General features: G+C 71.2%; 12 protein-coding genes and 1 pseudogene. 7 read left to right on the top strand and 6 right to left on the bottom strand.

Annotated features, from left to right (window positions below):
* Nucleotides 1-1,851 (bottom strand): hypothetical protein, encoded by a 1,851-nt coding sequence (locus OHA72_RS63875; protein ID WP_327005696.1) that lies wholly within the window; start codon nt 1,849-1,851, stop codon nt 1-3.
* Nucleotides 1,852-1,899: 48 nt separating this feature from the next.
* On the opposite strand from OHA72_RS63875, the gene OHA72_RS63880 reads away from it, so the two are divergent.
* Nucleotides 1,900-3,081, top strand: coding sequence for an acyltransferase family protein (locus OHA72_RS63880; RefSeq protein WP_327005697.1), 1,182 nt, complete (start codon nt 1,900-1,902; stop codon nt 3,079-3,081).
* Here the strand turns inward: OHA72_RS63880 and OHA72_RS63885 are convergent.
* The 3 genes and pseudogenes from OHA72_RS63885 to OHA72_RS63895 form a co-directional block, all read right to left on the bottom strand.
* Nucleotides 3,039-5,885: a vitamin B12-dependent ribonucleotide reductase gene (locus OHA72_RS63885; RefSeq protein ID WP_327005698.1), complete on the bottom strand. Its 2,847-nt coding sequence runs from the start codon at nt 5,883-5,885 to the stop codon at nt 3,039-3,041. The two genes, OHA72_RS63880 and OHA72_RS63885, sit on opposite strands and share 43 nt — an antisense overlap.
* A 193-nt stretch (nt 5,886-6,078) precedes the next feature.
* Nucleotides 6,079-6,252, bottom strand: a pseudogene (locus tag OHA72_RS63890) (NrdR family transcriptional regulator); the annotation flags it as partial.
* Between the two features lie 275 nt (nt 6,253-6,527).
* Nucleotides 6,528-6,782 carry a LysM peptidoglycan-binding domain-containing protein gene (locus OHA72_RS63895; protein ID WP_327005699.1) on the bottom strand — a complete coding sequence of 85 codons (255 nt, stop codon included), beginning with the start codon at nt 6,780-6,782 and terminating at the stop codon, nt 6,528-6,530.
* 457 nt (nt 6,783-7,239) lie between these two features.
* Between OHA72_RS63895 and lexA the strand changes: the two genes are divergently transcribed.
* Complete coding sequence (gene lexA, locus OHA72_RS63900; protein WP_239135838.1) at nt 7,240-7,920, top strand: transcriptional repressor LexA; 681 nt, start codon at nt 7,240-7,242, stop codon at nt 7,918-7,920.
* A 1,456-nt stretch (nt 7,921-9,376) separates the two neighbouring features.
* Here lexA and OHA72_RS63905 read toward each other — a convergent pair.
* The gene (locus tag OHA72_RS63905) at nt 9,377-10,585 is read right to left on the bottom strand and encodes a DUF349 domain-containing protein (RefSeq protein WP_327005700.1); all 1,209 of its coding nucleotides are present in this window, start codon (nt 10,583-10,585) and stop codon (nt 9,377-9,379) included.
* 233 nt (nt 10,586-10,818) lie between these two features.
* On the opposite strand from OHA72_RS63905, the gene OHA72_RS63910 reads away from it, so the two are divergent.
* The 3 genes from OHA72_RS63910 to dapF are packed head-to-tail and all read left to right on the top strand — an operon-like array spanning nt 10,819 to nt 13,218.
* Nucleotides 10,819-11,460 carry a class III extradiol dioxygenase subunit B-like domain-containing protein gene (locus tag OHA72_RS63910; RefSeq protein WP_327011941.1) on the top strand — a complete coding sequence of 214 codons (642 nt, stop codon included), beginning with the start codon at nt 10,819-10,821 and terminating at the stop codon, nt 11,458-11,460.
* Nucleotides 11,436-12,362 carry a tRNA (adenosine(37)-N6)-dimethylallyltransferase MiaA gene (gene miaA / locus OHA72_RS63915; protein ID WP_442788806.1) on the top strand — a complete coding sequence of 309 codons (927 nt, stop codon included), beginning with the start codon at nt 11,436-11,438 and terminating at the stop codon, nt 12,360-12,362. Before OHA72_RS63910 ends, miaA begins: the two co-directional genes overlap by 25 nt.
* 4 nt (nt 12,363-12,366) lie before the next feature.
* Entirely contained in the window at nt 12,367-13,218 is an 852-nt protein-coding gene (dapF, locus tag OHA72_RS63920) for a diaminopimelate epimerase (RefSeq protein WP_327005702.1), read from the top strand.
* A gap of 4 nt (nt 13,219-13,222) precedes the next feature.
* Here dapF and OHA72_RS63925 read toward each other — a convergent pair whose 3' ends face one another.
* The gene (locus tag OHA72_RS63925) at nt 13,223-14,686 is read right to left on the bottom strand and encodes an NAD-dependent malic enzyme (RefSeq protein WP_327005703.1); all 1,464 of its coding nucleotides are present in this window, start codon (nt 14,684-14,686) and stop codon (nt 13,223-13,225) included.
* Nucleotides 14,687-14,800: 114 nt separating this feature from the next.
* On the opposite strand from OHA72_RS63925, the gene hflX reads away from it, so the two are divergent.
* On the top strand, nt 14,801-16,210 hold the full coding sequence (gene hflX / locus OHA72_RS63930) for a GTPase HflX (RefSeq protein WP_442788474.1): 1,410 nt from the start codon (nt 14,801-14,803) through the stop codon (nt 16,208-16,210).
* A 108-nt stretch (nt 16,211-16,318) separates the two neighbouring features.
* Nucleotides 16,319-17,797: an SdiA-regulated/phytase-like domain-containing protein gene (locus tag OHA72_RS63935; RefSeq protein WP_327005705.1), complete on the top strand. Its 1,479-nt coding sequence runs from the start codon at nt 16,319-16,321 to the stop codon at nt 17,795-17,797.
* Nucleotides 17,798-18,317: the final 520 nt, after the last annotated feature.

Below are 18,317 nucleotides of genomic sequence, written 5' to 3' on the forward strand. Positions count from 1 at the left end.
CTAGGCCCGGACGATCTCGATGGAGACCGCCGGGTGGCGTCGCCGGAGTGCCTCGGCCCGCTCGCCTGCGTCGTCCGACAGGGCGAGCAGGCGCATCGGGCCGGGCATCCTGGCGACGACGGCGTCGAGGCGGTCCGGGGAGTTGATCGGCCCGACGTGGTAGGTCGCGCCGGCCATCGCGCCGGAGGTGCGCTGCAGCGTCGAGATGAACAGCGTCAGCCGGTACGAGTCGTACCCGGGGTCGTCGCCGATCACGACGGTCGGGCGGCCGGGGGTGAGCCCGAGGGCGGCCCTGGCGTAGGCGAACTGGTCCACGCCGGCGCCGGCCAGCCAGCCGGTCCTCGCGTCGAGGTGGTCCTGCCGGTCGCCGGCCCGCTCGCCGCCGATGAGCGCGACGATCGCCATCAGCACCGACGCGGTCCTGAGGTGCACCACGGACAGGGGGCGGCGCGGCAGGTGCAGCGCGAGGGCGCCGGTGCCGGCCAGCAGCAGCGCCAGGACCAGGAACAGGGCCTTGTTGGCGTAGTAGCCGCTGCCTGAGCCGAAGAGCCGCTGCACGGCCAGCATCCCGACGGCGAAGCCGGCCACGGGGACGAAGATCAGGGCGTACGAGCGCCAGATCCGGCTGCGGCGGCCGCGCCTGGTGAGCATGCCCGACGCGACCAGGCAGAGCAGCACGGCGAGCCCCTCCCGTCCCACCTTCAGGGAGCCGACGCTGAGCAGCGCACCGGCCTGCCCGGCGACGAGGACCCCGATGGCCAGCGGGACCGCGCTGGTGACGGCGATCGCGAGCGCCAGCGCGGGGATCCGCCGGCCACGGTGCCGGCGGCGTTCCCGCATCAGCCACAGGATCGCGGCGAGGCCGACCGGCGGCAGGTACAGGTAGTACGTGAACCCGACGGCGGCGAGCAGGGCCGCGACCAGCAGCAGCTGCTGCCGGGGACGGGGCACCGGCCGGATGAGGACGGTCAGGAGCATGACCGCCTCGGCGAGGCCCAGCACCTGGCTCGGGTAGCCGAACCGGACCAGGTCGAGCAGCTCCCCGAACGCGCACAGCGCGGCGATCCCGCCCGCGACCGGGACCATGCGTGCGGGGGTCAGCCCGCCGGCCCCGATCCACTGCGCGGCCCAGACGAGGGTCGCGGCGAGCAGCAGGTAGCCGGCCGCGACGAACGCCAGGTAGTGGTCGAACATGCCGGCGCCGGTGCCGTGGGCCGCCGCGGACGACCTGACGAACCCGTCGAGCAGGGCCGCGGTCACGTGCTCGCCCTGCGGGTAGCTGACCATCCCCTCGTAGACGAGGGTCCTGCCCTGCGCCGGGTGTTGGAAGAGGTACCCACCGGCGTGGCCGATCGCGTCGAACAGCGCCGCGTGCCGGGCGAGATCCTCGCCGTCCATCACCAGCGCGAGGCGTCCGGTCCGCCCGTCGCGCAGCAGCGGCCAGGCAACGACCGCGCCGACGGCAGCGACGGCGAGCCCCGCGATCGCGTCGGTGGCGCCGGGCCTCGGCAGCCGCGGCCGGCGCCCGGTCCTCGCGGCGGCGACGATCAGCGTGGTGGCGGCGGTCCCGCCGGCGGTCACCGGGTGCAGCCCCCACGGCCAGACGGCGAACACGAGCGCGCCGAGGCAGGTGAGGCCGAGCAGCAGCCCGGTGGCGAGCATCAGCCGGTCCAGGACGGTCCGGCCGCCCCGCAGCAGCGCAGCGGTGGCGATCAGCAGCAGCGGCGGGACGAGGAAGGCCACCCCGCCGAGGTACAGCAGGGCGATGACCAGCCACGCGGCCGCGACCAGTGCGGCGGTGACCAGTTGCTTGGGTGTGGTGTCCGTCTTGGGGAGTGCGGATACTGACACAACTCACTTAACGACGAAGTCGGTCATCTGGTCGTTTGTCATGATGTGTTGGTTGACCGGTACTCGCCCCGCGCGAACGCTCTCGGGTTCCTGCGGCTGTGTCTCGCCCTCGCGGTCCTGGTGGGACACTCGTGGCCGCTGGGCGCCGGCCGGGCGACGCCGGGCCTGGGGTTCTCCCACGGCCAGGCGGACGTGGGGGCGCTCGCGGTGGACGGCTTCTTCGTCCTGTCTGGCTTCCTGGTCACCGCGAGCGCGGCCCGGCTGGGCTCCGTCCGGTTCGCGTGGCACCGCTGCCTGCGGATCTTCCCCGGCCTGTGGGTGTGCCTGCTCGCGACCGCCCTGCTTGCCGGACTTTTCGCAACATTTCGTGATGCTGGCCTGTTCGCCGCGCGCAACGCGCTCGGGCAGCCGCACCAGTGGGGCATCGGCACCCTGTTCAGCGACACCCCCTACGGCAGGCTCACCGGCGGCGGCTCCGTCGTCAACGGCTCGCTGTGGAGCCTGTCGTTCGAGCTCTTCTGGTACGCCGTCCTCACCGCCCTCACCGCCTGCGGCGTGATCCGCCGCTCCCCGCGACTGATCCTGTTGCTCACCGCCGGCGCGTACGCGGTCCTGCTCAGCGACTTCCTGCACCAGCTGCCGGCAACGCCGTACACCATCCCCCAGCCGCGCGGCACGTTCGGCCCGATCCCGTTCTTCGGCTCACTTAACACCCAGACCCTCGTCTACCTGGGTTTCCTGTTCCTGCTGGGCGCGTCGGCGCAGCTGTATCAGCACCGCGTCCCCGCCCACCCGCTGCTCGCCGCCGCCGCCGCGGCGGTGCTGCTGGCGACCCTGCGCTTCGGCGCCTTCCACGTGCTGGGCTACCCGGCGTTGGCCTACCTGCTGCTGTGGGCGGCCTGCACGCTGCCGCCCTGGACACACCGCATCGGCCGGGACCGCGACTACTCCTACGGCATCTACATCTACGCGTTCCCGACCCAGCAGGTCATGGCGGCCCTGGGCGTCCACCACTGGGGCCTGCCGGCGTACATCGCGGCCTCGGCGGCCGCCACGACCCTGCTCGCCGCCGCGTCCTGGCACCTGGTCGAACGCCCGGCACTCCGCCTCAAGCACTGGACCCCGTTCACCCGCCTGAACAGCGACCGCCCGGACCTGGACAGGTCCGGGCGGTCGGTGTCAGACGCTCAGCTGCAGCCGCTGGTGGAGCCGCAGCCCTCGCAGACGTAGCAACTGCCGGCGGGGCGCATCTTCGTGCCGCAGGTGAAGCACAGCGGCGCGTCGGCGGCCTTGCCCTGGACCAGTTCGAGCAGCTCGGTCGACGAGCCCGCCTTGCGCGGGGGCGCGACCTCCACCGGCTTCGACACCGCCGGCTTTGCGGCCGCCTCCACCGGGGCGGAGTTGCGCATCTCGGTCAGGTCGACGTCCGGCTCGCCCGCCTCGGCGCGCAGCTGGGCGGCGCGCTCCGACGAGGTGAGGATGCCCAGCTCCGAGCGGGTGTCGAAGTCCAGGAAGTCCAGTGCCAGCCGCCGGAAGATGTAGTCCATCACCGAGGAGGCCAGGCGGATGTCCGGGTCGTCGGTCATGCCGGCCGGTTCGAAGCGCATGTTGACGAACTTGCTGACGTACGTCTCCAGCGGCACCCCGTACTGCAGGCCGATGGAGATCGCCACGGAGAAGGCGTCCATCACGCCGGCCAGGGTGGAGCCCTGCTTCGACATCTTCAGGAAGACCTCGCCGAGGCCGTCGTCCGGGTAGGACGACGCGGTCAGGTACCCCTCGGCGCCGGCGACGGAGAACGACACGGTCGAGCTGGGCCGCTTCTTCGGCAGCCGCTTGCGGACCGGGCGGTACTCGATGACCTTCTCGGTCTTGACCACCTCGGTGACCGGCGTCTCGGCGGCGGCCTTCGCGGCGGTGGCGGCCTTGTTGACCGCGGAGAGCGGCTGGCCGACCTTGCAGTTGTCACGGTAGATCGCCAGGGCCTTGAGGCCGAGCTTCCAGCCCTGGAAGTAGATCTCCTCGACGTCCTCGACGGTGGCCGCCTCCGGCATGTTGACCGTCTTGGAGATGGCGCCGGAGATGAACGGCTGGATCGCCGACATCATCCGCACGTGGCCCATCGGGGCGATGGTGCGCTCGCCCATGGCGCAGTCGAAGACGGAGTAGTGCTCGGCGCGCAGGCCGGGCGCGTCGACGACGTGGCCGTGCTCGGAGATGTGCTCGACGATCGCCTCGACCTGCTCCTCCTGGTAGCCCAGGTTGCGCAGGGCGCGGGGGACGGTCTGGTTGACGATCTGCATCGAGCCGCCGCCGACGAGCTTCTTGAACTTGACCAGGGCCAGATCCGGCTCGACGCCAGTGGTGTCGCAGTCCATCATCAGGCCGATGGTGCCGGTCGGGGCGAGGACGCTGGCCTGCGAGTTGCGCCAGCCCTGCTTCGCGCCGAGCTCGTTGCCCCTGGCCCACTCCTGCGTGGCCGCGGCCTTGATCGCGACGTCCACCCCGCCGACGGTGCCGATGGCCTCGTTGGCGGTGGCGTGCTGGCGCATGACCCGCTGGTGCGGCACGGCGTTGCGGGCATAGCCGTCGTAGGCGCCGACGATCCCGGCGAGCTCGGCGGAGCGGCGGTACGCGGTGCCCGACATGAGGCTGCTGATCGTCGCGGCGACCGCGCGGCCACCGTCGGAGTCGTACGCGAGGCCACTGGCCATGAGCAGCGCGCCGAGGTTGGCGTAGCCGATGCCGAGCTGACGGTACGCACGGGTGGTCGCGCCGATCTTCTCGGTCGGGAAGTCGGCGAAGCAGATCGAGATGTCCATCGCGGTGATGACGAACTCGATCGACTTGACGAACTTCTCCACCGCGAACGAGCCGTCGGCGTTGAGGTACTTCAGCAGGTTCAGCGAGGCGAGGTTGCAGCTGGAGTTGTCCAGGTGCATGTACTCGCTGCACGGGTTGGACGCGGTGATCCGTCCGGTCTCCGGGCAGGTGTGCCACTCGTTGATCGTGTCGTCGTACTGAATGCCGGGGTCGGCGCACTCCCACGCGGCCTGCGCGAGCTTGCGGAACAGCTCGCGGCCCTTGACCGTCGACACGACGCTGCCGTCGAGGCGGGAGCGGAGCGCGAACTCGGCGTCGTCCTCGATGGACTGCATGAACTCGGCGGAGACCCGGATCGAGTTGTTGGCGTTCTGGTACTGGACGCTGACGATGTCCTTGCCGCCGAGGTCCATGTCGAAGCCGGCGTCGCGCAGGGCGCGGATCTTGTCCTCTTCGCGCGCCTTGGTCTCGATGAACTCCTCGACGTCGGGGTGATCGACGTCCAGGATGACCATCTTCGCCGCGCGGCGGGTCGCGCCGCCGCTCTTGATCGTCCCGGCGGACGCGTCGGCGCCGCGCATGAAGCTCACCGGGCCGCTGGCGGTGCCGCCGCTGCTCAGCAGCTCCTTCGAGGAGCGGATCCGGGACAGGTTGACGCCGGAGCCGGACCCTCCCTTGAAGATCAGGCCCTCCTCCTTGTACCAGTCGAGGATGCTGTCCATCGAGTCGTCCACCGCGAGGATGAAGCAGGCGCTCACCTGCTGCGGCGACTGCGTACCCACGTTGAACCAGACCGGCGAGTTGAAGCTGAACACCTGGTGCAGCAGCATCCAGGTCAGCTCGTGGGCGAACACCTCGGCGTCGGCGGGCGTGGCGAAGTAGCCGTTGTCCTCGCCGGCCTTGCGGTACACCGTCACGACGCGGTCGATCAGCTGCCGCAGCGACCACTCGCGGGCGTCGGTGCCGACGGCGCCGCGGAAGTACTTGGTGGTGACAATGTTCGCCGCGTTCACGGACCAGAAGTCAGGGAACTCGACGCCGCGCTGCTCGAAGTTGATCGAACCGTCGCGCCAGTTGGTCATGACGATGTCGCGACGCTCCCACGTCACCTCGTCGTAGGGGTGGACCCCCTCGGTCGTCCACACCCGCTCGACGCGCAGGCCCTGTGCCTCTTTGCGCGACGCTGCCTTGGTCTTCGTCTCCCCCGCCATCCGCGGCCCCCTCAAGTCTTCGTTTGCGTCTGCTGGTTGTCTTGCTTCGCTTGTGTACTGGCGCCGCTCACCCGACCGGTTCGGCGGCGCGCTCCCCCTGTTGTGGTGCCGACTGGTGCTGTGTTGCACTGGCCGGCCGGTTCGACGCCGCGCGGAGCGAGGCGATCTCGCGCTCGAAGTCCTGCAGCGAGTCGAACGGCTCGGTGACGCCGCTGCGCTTGACGACCGCGAGGACGGCCTCCTCGACGGTGGTGAACCTGCGGCCGCACTCGGGGCAGGACCGGCGCCGACGGATGATCTGGCCGTCCTCGGCTTCCCGGGAGTCGACCACCCGCGAGTCGGCGTGGCGGCAGTACGGGCAGCGCATGCGGTGGCCTTCCAGTCTACGTCGGTTATGTCCTGATAAAACGCACGCGAACGCCCAACGGGCGGCCCTCGTCGCTGGCCTCCGCTGGTCTTTACCGTCAGTAAGGGTGATTGCCGAATCCACTACCAGTGGACGACTTACAGCCCTGTAACTACTACATCTAGGGGTAGACGCTATGCCGACGCATACGCGGACGCAAGTTGATCCGCGAATTCCACCCCTCGCGTGTCGCGCGTCTCGTTCTCCGCCGTTGGCCCGGCGTTCATTTGCCCTGATCAGCGCTGCCGAGGCAGGGTCAGCCGCTGCCCGGCGTCGACACTGTAGCCGTCCAAGTGGTTGAGACGGCGGATCTCCTCGATCGTCGCGTCGCGCCTCCGGACCCCCGAGTGCCGGGTCGCGATGTCCCACAGCGTGTCGCCCGGCTGCACGATCACGACCGGCGCCGGCCCCGGCCGGTCGGCCGCCTGCCCCGGCACCCCGACGAGCGTGAACAGCCCGCCCGCGACCGCAAGCAACAGACAGAAGAGCACGATTCGACCCCGCCGGGTCAGCCGGATGGGCGGGTTTTGCGCGTGTCGTCGCATGTCGGCCCTCGATTCCGTACAGCCGTTCGATCGAACGGACGTACGATGGTCTACCAGAGCGAGAAGACCCGAGTCCAGCGACGCGCCGAAAAAACAGCGCGCCACGTAGTACAGATGTTTGAAACTGTCACACCTCGGCGATACGGTGATCCACACACGATCGAGACGATTGATCGGGATACCCGAAATTTGCGACAACCGGCGCCGTCACATCCGGTGGCGGCCGAGGCGGCGGGCCACCCCACGGCCCGTCCGCACCCGCGGCCTTCCCTCCGCGGGTGCCAACACGAGGGAGGACGACGTGTCAGCCGACGACCGCACCGACGAGCCCGCCGAGGTCACCGCGATCGGCAGCGGCACCACCCGCCGCGCCAGCACCCGCCGCCGCGGAGGCGAGCCGGAGATGCGCGCGGTCACCGCGGTGGTCAGCGCCTTCCCCGACCTGTTCGCGGCCGACCTGACCGTCCGCCAGCGGCGCATCCTGGAGTTCATCCGCAGCGCGGTGGAGCGCAACGGCTATCCGCCGAGCGTCCGTGAGATCGGCGAGGCCGTCGGCCTGGTCTCCCCCTCCAGCGTCGCCTATCAGCTCAAGGAGCTGGAGCGGAAGGGCTACCTGCGCCGCGACCCCAACCGCCCCCGCGCCGTCGACGTGCGCCCGCCGAGCGAGCTCGTCTCCGTCGACGAGGAGGCCGAGCGCGCCGCCCGCCCCGCCCCCGCCTACGTGCCGGTCCTGGGCCGCATCGCCGCCGGTGGCCCGATCCTCGCCGAGCAGGCCGTCGAGGACGTCTTCCCCCTCCCCCGCGAGCTCGTCGGCGAGGGCACCCTCTTCATGCTCCAGGTCAAGGGCTCCTCAATGATCGAGGCCGCCATCTGCGACGGCGACTGGGTCGTCGTCCGCCAGCAACCCAACGCCAACAACGGCGACATCGTGGCCGCCATGATCGACGGCGAGGCCACCGTGAAGACCTACCGCAACCGCGACGGCCACGTCTGGCTCATGCCGCAGAACCCGGCCTTCGACCCCATCGCCGGCGACCACGCCACCATCCTCGGCCGCGTCGTCACCGTCGTCCGCCGCATCTGACGCCCTCCTCCCCGGAGACCGGAAGGGCCCGCCCAGCTCCTCGGAGCCGAGCGGGCCTTCGCGTTTCCCGGATCTCCCGCCCCCGCGAGTCCGCCACCGCTCCGGAACCAGCGCCCGCCAGCCGTCCTCACCCGGCTCGTGATCCACGGACGGACCCGGCCGTCCGGACGACCACTCTTGTCCTCGGATCACAGGCGGGAGCGGACTCAGAGCCGGTTACGCAGCGATCCGCACAGCGATGCACGCCCGATGGCCGGCTCCACCGCCACCGCCGACACCTACCGCCACCCCGCACCCCACGCCGCCACCGCGCACCCGCGCCACCGGCCCTCACCCGCGCCACCGGCCCGCACCCGCGCCACCGCCGCGCGCCCACCGCCACCCCGCACCCGCATCACTGTCGGCCCGCACCCGCCGCCTTCGCCGCGCCCATCGCCACACCCGAGCCACCGCCGCACCGCCACCCCCGCACCGCCTTCGCCGCGCCCACCGCCACCCCCACACCCGCGCCGCCGTCACGCCCACGGCCACCCCCGCGCCAGCCGCCGCCATCGCTGCTCCGACTTGTGATCCAAGGATGAGGCTGGTCGTGCAGACGACCACTCCCGTCCTTGGATCACAGACCGGAGCGGACTCGGAGCCCGTCACCCCCGCGCCACCGCCTCACACCTGCGCCAACGCCAGCCATCCCTGACCCCGCTCGTGATCCAAGGATGAGGCTGGTCGTGCAGACGACCACTCCCGTCCTTGGATCACAGACCGGAGCGGGCTCAGAGCCGGTCACCCCCGCGCCACCGCCTCACACCTGCGCCAACGCCAGCCATCCCTGACCCCGCTCGTGATCCAAGGATGAGGCTGGTCGTGCAGACGACCACTCCCGTCCTTGGATCACAGACCGGAGCGGGCTCAGAGCCCGTCACCCCCGCGCCACCGCCCTCGCACCCGCGCCAACGCCAACGCCAGCCATCCCTGACCCCGCTCGTGATCCAAGGATGAGGCTGGTCGTGCAGACGACCACTCCCGTCCTTGGATCACGGACAAGAGCAGGCTCAGAGCCGGTCACCCCCGCGCCACCACCCTCGCACCCGCGCCACCGCCCTCACAGCTGCGCCAGCGCCCGCCATCCCTGACCCGGCTCGTGATCCAAGGACGAGGCCGGTCGTGCAGACGACCACTCCCGTCCTTGGATCACGGACGGGAGTGGGCTCAGAGCCGGTCACGCGGCGTTTTGCCCGGCTTGTCGCGGCACCCGTCGCCGACGACCGACGCCGGCGCGGGCTCGACTGGCGGGACCGGTCACCAGCCCGGCGGCCATCACCCCGCTCGTGGTCCAGGATCGAACTGGCCGGCCGAGCAAGGGGGAAAACGACGTTGACCACTACACGCCGCGGCGTGTAGTGGTCAACTTTTCTATGTCGGACGAGCGCATCGGCCCGTCACTGGAGAAGTCTCTCGGTCAGCCGGTGTGCTCGGCCATCGCCAGGAACTTGCGCTTGCTCTCCAGGGCCTTCTCGGCCTCCTTGATGCGGCGCTGGTCGCCGGCGGCCTGAGCGCTGGCGAGCTGCTGCTCGGCGCGGGCCACCTGCTCCCGCATCTGGGCGAGCAGAGGGCTCGCCTCCGGCGGGGTCCGGCGCCAGGCGGCGTCCATTGCGGCCTTGACCTTGTCCTCGACGACGCGCATGCGACGGTCGAGGCCCGTCTGCGCCTCGCGGGGTACGCGGCCGACCTCGTGCCAGGCGGCCTGGATGTCGCGGAGCTTCGCCTGGGCGCCCTTGGGGTCGCCGTCGACGTCGAGGGCCTCGGCCTGGACGAGGAGCGCCTGCTTGGCGTCCAGGTTGCCCTTGAACTCGGCGTCGCGGGCGCTGAAGACCTCGCTGCGGCGCTTGAAGAACGAGTCCTGGGCGGCGCGGAACCGCTCCCAGAGCTTCTGCTCGGTCTCCTTCGCGGCGCGGGGCGCGGCCTTCCACTCGGTCATGAGGTCCTTGAGGCGGGCGGCCGTCGCGTTCCACTCGGTGGACTCGGCGATCTGCTCGGCCTCGATGACCAGCTCCTCCTTGCGGCCCTGCGCCTGCTTGCGGCTGGCGTCCAGGGTCGCGAAGTGGGCGCCGCGGCGGCGGGTGAAGGCGTCGCGGGCTGCCGCGTACCGCTTCCACAGCTCGCTCTCGGCCTTCTTCTCCACGCCGTGGATGGACTTCCACTCGTCGAGGATCTCCTTGAGGCGGTCGCCCGCGGTCTTCCAGCCGGTCGCCTCGGCCGCGAGGAGCTCGGCCTCCTCGACCAGGGTGGTCTTGCGGGTGAGGGCCTCGGCGCGGGCGGCGTCGCGGGCCGCGCGTGCGGCGCCGGCCTTCTCCTCGGCGATCGAGGTCAGCTTGTCGAGGCGGGCGGCGAGCCCGTCGATGTCGCCGACCACGTGCGCCTCGTCGAGGCCGCTGCGCAGGCGCTTGATGGTGGACAGCGACTGACCGGCGTCGGCCGCGCCGCTACCGAGCCGCGCCTCGATCAGGTCGACCTCGGTCACCAGGTCGGCGAACCGGCGGGCGAAGTGGGCGAGGCCCTCCTCCGGTGTGCCGGCCTGCCACGATCCGATGGCCCGCTCTCCGGCTGCCGTCTTCACGAAGACGTTGCCGTCAGCGTCGATCCGTCCAAACGTCGTAGGCTCGCTCATCTGCCATCCTCGCTCCCGGCGCCCGTGGGATCGGGTATCCCACTGTCACGCCGCCATCGCACAGCAAAGTTCCCCATGGCATTCTCACAGGTGTGCCCCGGGGCCGGTCGAGGGCCTGCGGCCGAACCGTGACCATTCCGGTGCCGAACGGGTCGCAGGATGCCGCAGCGACCATCCCCGATAACGTTAAGACCGTGCCACTCGTCGCCGCCGCCGTCTGCCCACATCCGCCGATGCTCGTGCCGGAGGTGGCCGCCGGAGCCGCGAGCGAGCTCGACGACCTGCGTGCCGCCTGCCGTGCCGCCGTGGCGCACCTGGAGACCGCGGACGTGATCGTCGTGGTCGGTGCCGACGCCACGACCATACGCCGTGAGCCCCCGTTCGGGGGGACCCTGGCGCCGTGGGGCATCGACCGGCGGGTGGGTGCGCCGACGACGGACCCGCTGCCGTTGAGCCTGCTCATCGGTGCATGGCTCCTGGAAGACGTACATAACCGAAATATCCGGTACCACAGCATCGCGGCCGACGCGGAGCTCGGCGAGTGCGAAGCGCTGGGCAGAAAGCTGGCGGGCAGCGGTACCAGAGCCGCATTGCTCGTCCTTGGAGACGGAACCGCGTGCCGGGGTGAGAAGTCGCCGGGCTACGACGACCCGCGGGCCGAGGGCTTCGACGCGGCCGTCGCGGACGCCCTGGCCAAGGGTGACACCGCGGCCCTGCGCGACGTCGACCCGGTCCTCGCCGCGGAGCTGCTCGTCGCCGGCCGGGCGCCGTGGCAGGTCCTGGCCGGCGCGGTGGACACGCCGTTCGGCACGACCGAGCTGCTGCACAACGAGGCGCCGTACGGGGTCGCATATTTCGTCGCGAGCTGGCGGTGACCCGCGTCGTCGCGGTGGTCGGGCCGACCGCGGCCGGCAAGTCGGCGCTGAGCCTGCGGCTGGCCCACGAGCTCGGCGGCGAGGTGGTCAACGCCGACTCGATGCAGCTGTACAGGGGCATGAACATCGGCACGGCCAAGCTCACCGTCGCCGAACGCGAGGGCGTGGCGCACCACGTCCTGGACATCTGGGACGTGACGGAGCCGGCGAGCGTGGCGGTGTACCAGCGCCTGGCGCGCGCCGCGATCGACGACATCGCCGCCCGGGGGCGGGTGCCGCTGCTGGTCGGCGGGTCGGGGCTCTACGTCCGGGCGGTCCTGGAGGACTTCGACTTCCCCGGCACCGACCCCGGCCTGCGCGAGGCGCTGGAGAAGGAGCTCGCGGAGGTCGGCGCTGAGGCGCTGCACGCCCGCCTCAGCAGCACGGACCCGGAGGCGGCGGAGCGCATCCTGCCCGGCAACGGCCGGCGGATCGTGCGTGCGCTGGAGGTCAACGCGCTCACCGGCACGACGTTCACGGCTCGCCTGCCGTCGCAGCCGCGGCCGGTGTACGACGCGCTGCAGCTCGGCGTGGACGTCGACACGGCGGTGCTCGACGAGCGGATCGAGGCGCGGGTCGAGGCGATGTGGGCCGCGGGTCTCGTGGAGGAGGTCCGTGCGCTGGACGCCGCCGGCCTGCGTTCCGGGCGGACCGCAGGGGCAGCGCTCGGATACAAACAGATATTGGACTACTTTTCGGACTTGTCGGATGAAGCGACCGCCAAGGCGGAGACGGTACGCGCCACCAGGCGGTTCGTGCGCCGGCAGCGGTCCTGGTTCCGCCGGGACGACCGGATCGTGTGGCTTGATGGTGGCGCTGCCGACATCACAGCAGCGGCGCTGGAGATCGTGCGGCAAGATTGACGCCATGCGCTTCGCCAAGGGACACGGAACGGGCAACGACTTCGTCATCCTGCCCGACCCCGACGGCGTGCTGCCGTTGACGCCGACGTTCGTCGCCGCGCTCTGCGACCGCCGGCGGGGCATCGGCGCCGACGGCGTCCTGCGCGTGGTGCGCAGCGCCGCCCACCCGGACGCCGAGGCGTCCTCGGGCACGGCCGAGTGGTTCATGGACTACTGGAACGCCGACGGCTCCCAGTCCGAGATGTGCGGCAACGGGGTGCGCGTCTACGCCCGCTATCTCGCCGAGGCCGGCCTGGTCGCCCCCGAGGGGTCGTTCAACCTGGTCACCCGCGCGGGGGTGGTGCCGGTGACGATCGGTGAGGAGATCGCCGCCGGGATGCCCATGCCGCGGGTGTACGTGCGCAGCGAGGCCACCAGCTCCGGCCAGGTGTTCGGCGGCACCGCCGTGGACGTCGGCAACCCGCACCTGGTCTGCCCCGTCGACGAGCCGACGCTGGAGCGGCTCGACCTGACCCACGCGCCCGACATCGACCCGCTGATCTTCCCGGCGGGCGTCAACGTCGAGTTCGCCGCGGCGGGGGCACCGCCGGCGGGCGCCGACCTGTACCGGCGGATGCGCGTCTACGAACGCGGCTCCGGCGAGACGCAGTCGTGCGGATCGGGTGCCTGCGCGGTGGCCGCGGTCGCGCTGGACCACGCCGGGCTGGAAACCGGCGTGGTCGTCGTGGACGTGCCGGGCGGCCGGTTGACGATCACCCAGACCGCGGCGGAGTTCCTGCTGGCCGGACCGGCCGTGATCGTCGCGCACGGTGACGTCGACGCCCAGGCGATCCGGCAGCTGGCACCGTCCTTCTGACGCGCTAGAAGGCGCGCTCGACCGGGGAGGGCATCGCCGACGGCTCGCCGTCCACGGTGCTCTCCAGGTAAGCGCCCTTCGCCGCGGCCCTCACGGCGGCGGCCACGGCCGGGGCGACCCTGGCGTCGAAGACGCTGGGCACGATGACGCTCGGGTTGAGCTTGTCCTCGCCGACCGAGTCCGCGATCGCCCGCGCCGCGGCCAGGGCCATCGCCTCGGTGAACTCGCGCGCCTGGGCGTCGAGCATGCCGCGGAACACGCCGGGGAAGGCCAGCACGTTGTTGATCTGGTTCGGCTGGTCGGACCGGCCGGTCGCGACGATCGCGGCGTGCTCGCGGGCCTCCCGCGGGTCGACCTCCGGGTCCGGGTTGGCCAGCGCGAACACGATCGAGCCGGGCGCCATCGTGGCGATGTCGTCGCCGGTGAGCAGGTTCGGGGCGCTGACCCCGATGAACACGTCGGCGCCACGCAGCGCGCCCTTCAGGTCGCCGCTGTAGCCGGTCTTGTTGGTGTTCTCGACCAGCCACGGCCAGGCGCCGGTCAGGCCGGGCATGTCGCGGTGCAGCGCGCCGGGCCGGTCGGTGGCGATCACGTCGCCGACGCCTTGGCGCAGCAGCAGCTTGATGATCGCCGTGCCGGCCGCGCCGGCACCGCTGACCACGACCCGGATGTCGCCGATCGACTTGCCGACGACGCGCAGCGCGTTGGTGAGCGCCGCGAGGACGCAGATCGCGGTGCCGTGCTGGTCGTCGTGGAACACCGGGATGTCCAGCATCGCCCGGAGCCGCTCCTCGATCTCGAAGCAGCGCGGCGCGGCGATGTCCTCGAGGTTGATCCCCCCGTACGCCGGGGCGATCGCCCGCACGATCGAGATGATCTCCTCGGTGTCCTGGGTGTCCAGCGCGACCGGCCAGGCGTCGACGCCGCCGAACCGCTTGAACAGGGCGGCCTTGCCCTCCATGACGGGCATCGCGGCGGCCGGCCCGATGTTGCCCAGGCCGAGCACCGCGGAGCCGTCGGTGACCACGGCGACGGTGTTGCGCTTGATCGTCAGGCGGCGGGCGTCGTCGGGGTTCTCGGCGATGGCGAGGCAGACGCGGGCCACACCCGGCGTGTACGCCCGGGACAGCTCGTCACGGTTGCGCAGCGCGACCTTGGGTGTGACCTCGATCTTGCCGCCGAGGTGCAGCAGGAACGTGCGGTCGGAGACCTTGCGCACCGTGACCCCGTCGAGCTTCTCGAGGCAGGCCACGACCTGCTCGGCGTGCGCGGAGTCGGCGGTGTCGCAGGTCAGGTCGACCACGACCGCGGTGCTGTCGGAGTCGACCACGTCGACCGCGGTGACGACGCCTCCGGCCTCGCCGACCGCGGTCGTGAGGCGGCCGATCGCCGAGGCGTCGGCACGGACGGAGACACGGATGGTGATGGAGAACCCGGCGCTGGGCAAACGGTGCGTGGCAGTCGTCACGTCACCCATTCTTATCCCCCGGCCCGCGAGCAGCGCGCACGGGGACATATCCAGTGCGGGATTGCCGGGCGAGGTGTCACGATTGGAGGGTTGCATCGACTGAACAAGGAGAACATGTTGCGAGTGACTGCCGCAGAAACCTGGGATCTCGCCGACGACGGCGACGGCCTGGAGCTCGAGGAGCGGCATGCGCTTCGCCGTGTCGCCGGTCTGTCGACCGAGCTCGCCGATGTCACCGAGGTCGAATACCGCCAGCTGCGCCTCGAGCGGGTCGTGCTCGTCGGGGTGTGGACCGAAGGCACCGCCACCGACGCGGAGAACTCCCTCGCGGAGCTCGCCGCCCTGGCCGAGACCGCCGGCTCGGAGGTCCTCGACGGGCTGATCCAGCGCCGCAGCCGGCCGGACTCCAGCACCTACATCGGCTCCGGCAAGGTCGACGAGCTGCGTGCCGTGGTGCAGAGCACCGGCGCCGACACGGTCATCTGCGACGGGGAGCTGTCCCCGTCGCAGCTGCGGACCCTGGAGGCGAAGGTCAACGTCAAGGTCATCGACCGGACCGCGCTCATCCTGGACATCTTCGCCCAGCACGCGAAGAGCAAGGAGGGCAAGGCCCAGGTCGAGCTCGCCCAGTTGCAGTACTTCCTGCCGCGCCTGCGCGGCTGGGGTGAGGCACTGAGCCGGCAGACCGGTGGCTCCGCCAGCGGCAACGGTGGCGTCGGCCTCCGCGGCCCCGGTGAGACCAAGATCGAGACCGACCGGCGACGGATCCGGACCAAGATCAGCCGCCTGAAGCGCGAGATCGCCGCGATGGCGACGATCCGCGACACCAAGCGCTCCACCCGGCGCCGCAACCGGGTGCCCAGCGTGGCGATCGCCGGCTACACCAACGCCGGCAAGTCCAGCCTGCTCAACCGGCTCACCGGCGCGGGCGTGCTGGTGGAGGACGCGCTGTTCGCCACCCTGGACACCACGACCAGGCGGGCCCGGGCCGAGGACGGCCGCATCTACACGCTGTCCGACACCGTCGGGTTCGTCCGGCACCTGCCGCACCAGCTGATCGAGGCGTTCCGCTCCACCCTCGAGGAGGTCGCCGAGGCCGACCTGGTCCTACACGTCGTGGACGGCGCCCACGCCGACCCCGAGGAGCAGGTCCGCGCGGTCCGCGAGGTGCTTGCCGAGGTCGGCGCCGACGCCGTGCCGGAGCTGCTGGTCGTCAACAAGATCGACGCCGCCGACGAGGAGACCCAGCTGCGGCTGAAGTCCCTGTGGCCCGACGCCGTGTTCGCCTCCGCGCGCACCGGCGGCGGCATCGACGCGGTCCGGGCCGCGGTGGAGCACCGGCTGCCCTGGCCGGCGATCGAGCTGACCGCCGTGGTGCCCTACGAGCGGGGCGACCTGGTCGCCAGGGTCCACACCGTCGGCGAGGTGCTGGAGACCTCCCACCTGGCCGAAGGCACCCGGATCCGCGCGCGGATCAACGACGCGCTGGCCGCGGAGCTCGCCCCATTTGCCGTGAAGTCGTAGGGTTCGTCTGATCACTGCGAGTGAGAGCCGGACCGGGCGCACCCACATCCGGTCCGGCTCTGCCAAACTTGTCCGATGCGACAGCGGGTGGGCCTTGTTTGTGGTGCGGTGACGAGTCTGCTCCTGGGGCTCGCGGCGCCTGCCGCGGCCGCTCCGAGCCCGTCGGCCAACACGGCCCAGCCGCCCGCCGCCGGCGCAGGTCAGACAGTGTGCACCCCGGACTCCTCGAAGATCAACGAGATCTCCGGGCTCGTCGCGACCGCCACCGGTTACGTGGCGGTCAACGACAGCGCGTCGCCCAACAACAAGGCCCGCATCTACACGCTCGACGCGGGCTGCAAGGTCGTCGGCACGCCGGTCAACTACGAACCGACGGCCCGCGACCCCGAGGACCTCGCCCTCGACAAGAACGGCACGCTGTGGATCGCCGACATCGGCGACAACACCGAGGCCTCCGGCGGCAGCGCCGCCCCCCGCAGCACGGTCGCGGTGTGGAATCTGCCCCAGGGCGCGAAGGCCCCGGTCATCAACCGGCTCGCCTACCCCGACGGCAAGAAGCGCGACGCCGAGGCCATGCTGCTCAACGGCAACGGCACGCCGATCATCATCACCAAGGACCCTGTCGGCGAGGTCTGGATCCCCGAAGGCCCGCTGCAGCCCAACACCACCAAGGGCGTCAAGCTCAAGCAGATGGGCACGTTCACGCCCCAGGAGACGAAGACCGCCAACCCGCTCGCCTTCCTCGGCTGGAAGGCGATCACCGGCGCCGCCTCCTCCCCCGACGGCACCCGCGTCGTCATCCGCACCTACTCCGACGCGTACGAGTTCGACGTCCAGGGCGGCGACGTCATCAAGGCGATCACCACCGGCAAGCCCCGCATCACGCCGCTGCCCAACGAGGCCCGCGGCGAGGCGATCACCTACTCGACCGACGGCAAGCAGTACATCACCGCCTCCGACGTGCCGTCCGACGTGAAGGCGCCGATCCTCAAGTACACGCCGCAGAACGTCACGCCCGGCAAGGGCGCCGGCGCGGTCCTGCCGACCCCGAAGCCCGACGACCGGTCGTTCCTGGAAGACCTGACGCTGCAGGACATCACGTACATGGTCGCCGCCATCGGCGTGCTCGGCCTGCTCCTCGTGGTCGCCGGCATCATCGGCATCCGCCGCTCCCGCGCCGGCCGTCGCGCCGCGGCCGGGACGGGCCCGGCCCGCGGCGCTGCGGCGCTCCGCGGCCCGGACGACGACCTGCCCCCCTCACCCGAGGAGGGCGGCACCGGCAAGGTGTATGGCGGCGCCAACCGGCCCGCATCAGCCGCCCGTGGCGCCGCGGCCAGTGGCACGGTGTACGGCGGTGGCGCTCAGCCTGATCCGCGCGACTTCGACCAGCCGGGATACGGGCCGCCGCCGTCGTATGACCAGCCTCGCGGGTTCCAGCAGGGGGGTTATCCGCCGCCTTCCGCGCCGCCGCAGGGCGGGGTGTACGGGGGGCGCGGGCAGGGCGGTTATGACCAGCGCGGCGTTTACGGCGGCGGGCATCCCGGCGATCACGACGGGTATGAGCGGGGCTATGCGCCTCACCGCTGATCCTTTTGCCGATGCGCTGGTTGTCTTGCGCTGCTCTTCGCGTGCTTGTTTGGCATGCCCGTAATAGAAAATCCATCACGGCTGCGGCCTTGGTGGTTCCGCGCAGCCTGACGGCAGCGCGACCGGTAGCGCGGTCACCGTCCGTGCCGTGCCCGGGGTGATCCAAGCCAGATCCGAACTCACATGATCCAGCGCCGTCAAGCGCATCATTCGGTGCTACAACACCGTCGCTGGTTCAAAACACGGACAAATCACCCTTATCGCAGCGCGGGTAAGCCCGCGCCGAGATCCACCACCGCCCGCGCATGATCCAAGGACAGTTCTGGTCGCCCAATCGAGCGCCGCTTGTCACTTCACCCAGCGCCCCGAAGTCGTCGGCGGCCTCAACCCGGCACAAATCACCCAGACCGCTGCGCCACACCCACCCACACCCGGACCCCTCATGATCAAAGGACTGCGGCGGCCGTCCGGGCAGCCACCCGCATCCTTGGATCACCGCCAAATCCCGGTGTGAACCGAA

The sequence above is a fragment of the Dactylosporangium sp. NBC_01737 genome, from assembly GCF_035963215.1.
GTDB lineage: Bacteria > Actinomycetota > Actinomycetes > Mycobacteriales > Micromonosporaceae > Dactylosporangium.

What these genes read in the sequence shown, in the direction of transcription:
- lexA (WP_239135838.1), top strand. Translation starts at nt 7,240, where the DNA reads ATGCGCGCGGTCACCGCGGTGGTCAGCGCCTTCCCCGACCTGTTCGCG.
- dapF (WP_327005702.1), top strand. Translation starts at nt 12,367, where the DNA reads ATGCGCTTCGCCAAGGGACACGGAACGGGCAACGACTTCGTCATCCTG.
- OHA72_RS63905 (WP_327005700.1), bottom strand. Translation starts at nt 10,585, where the DNA reads ATGAGCGAGCCTACGACGTTTGGACGGATCGACGCTGACGGCAACGTC.
- hflX (WP_442788474.1), top strand. Translation starts at nt 14,801, where the DNA reads ATGTTGCGAGTGACTGCCGCAGAAACCTGGGATCTCGCCGACGACGGC.
- OHA72_RS63885 (WP_327005698.1), bottom strand. Translation starts at nt 5,885, where the DNA reads ATGGCGGGGGAGACGAAGACCAAGGCAGCGTCGCGCAAAGAGGCACAG.
- OHA72_RS63910 (WP_327011941.1), top strand. Translation starts at nt 10,819, where the DNA reads ATGCTCGTGCCGGAGGTGGCCGCCGGAGCCGCGAGCGAGCTCGACGAC.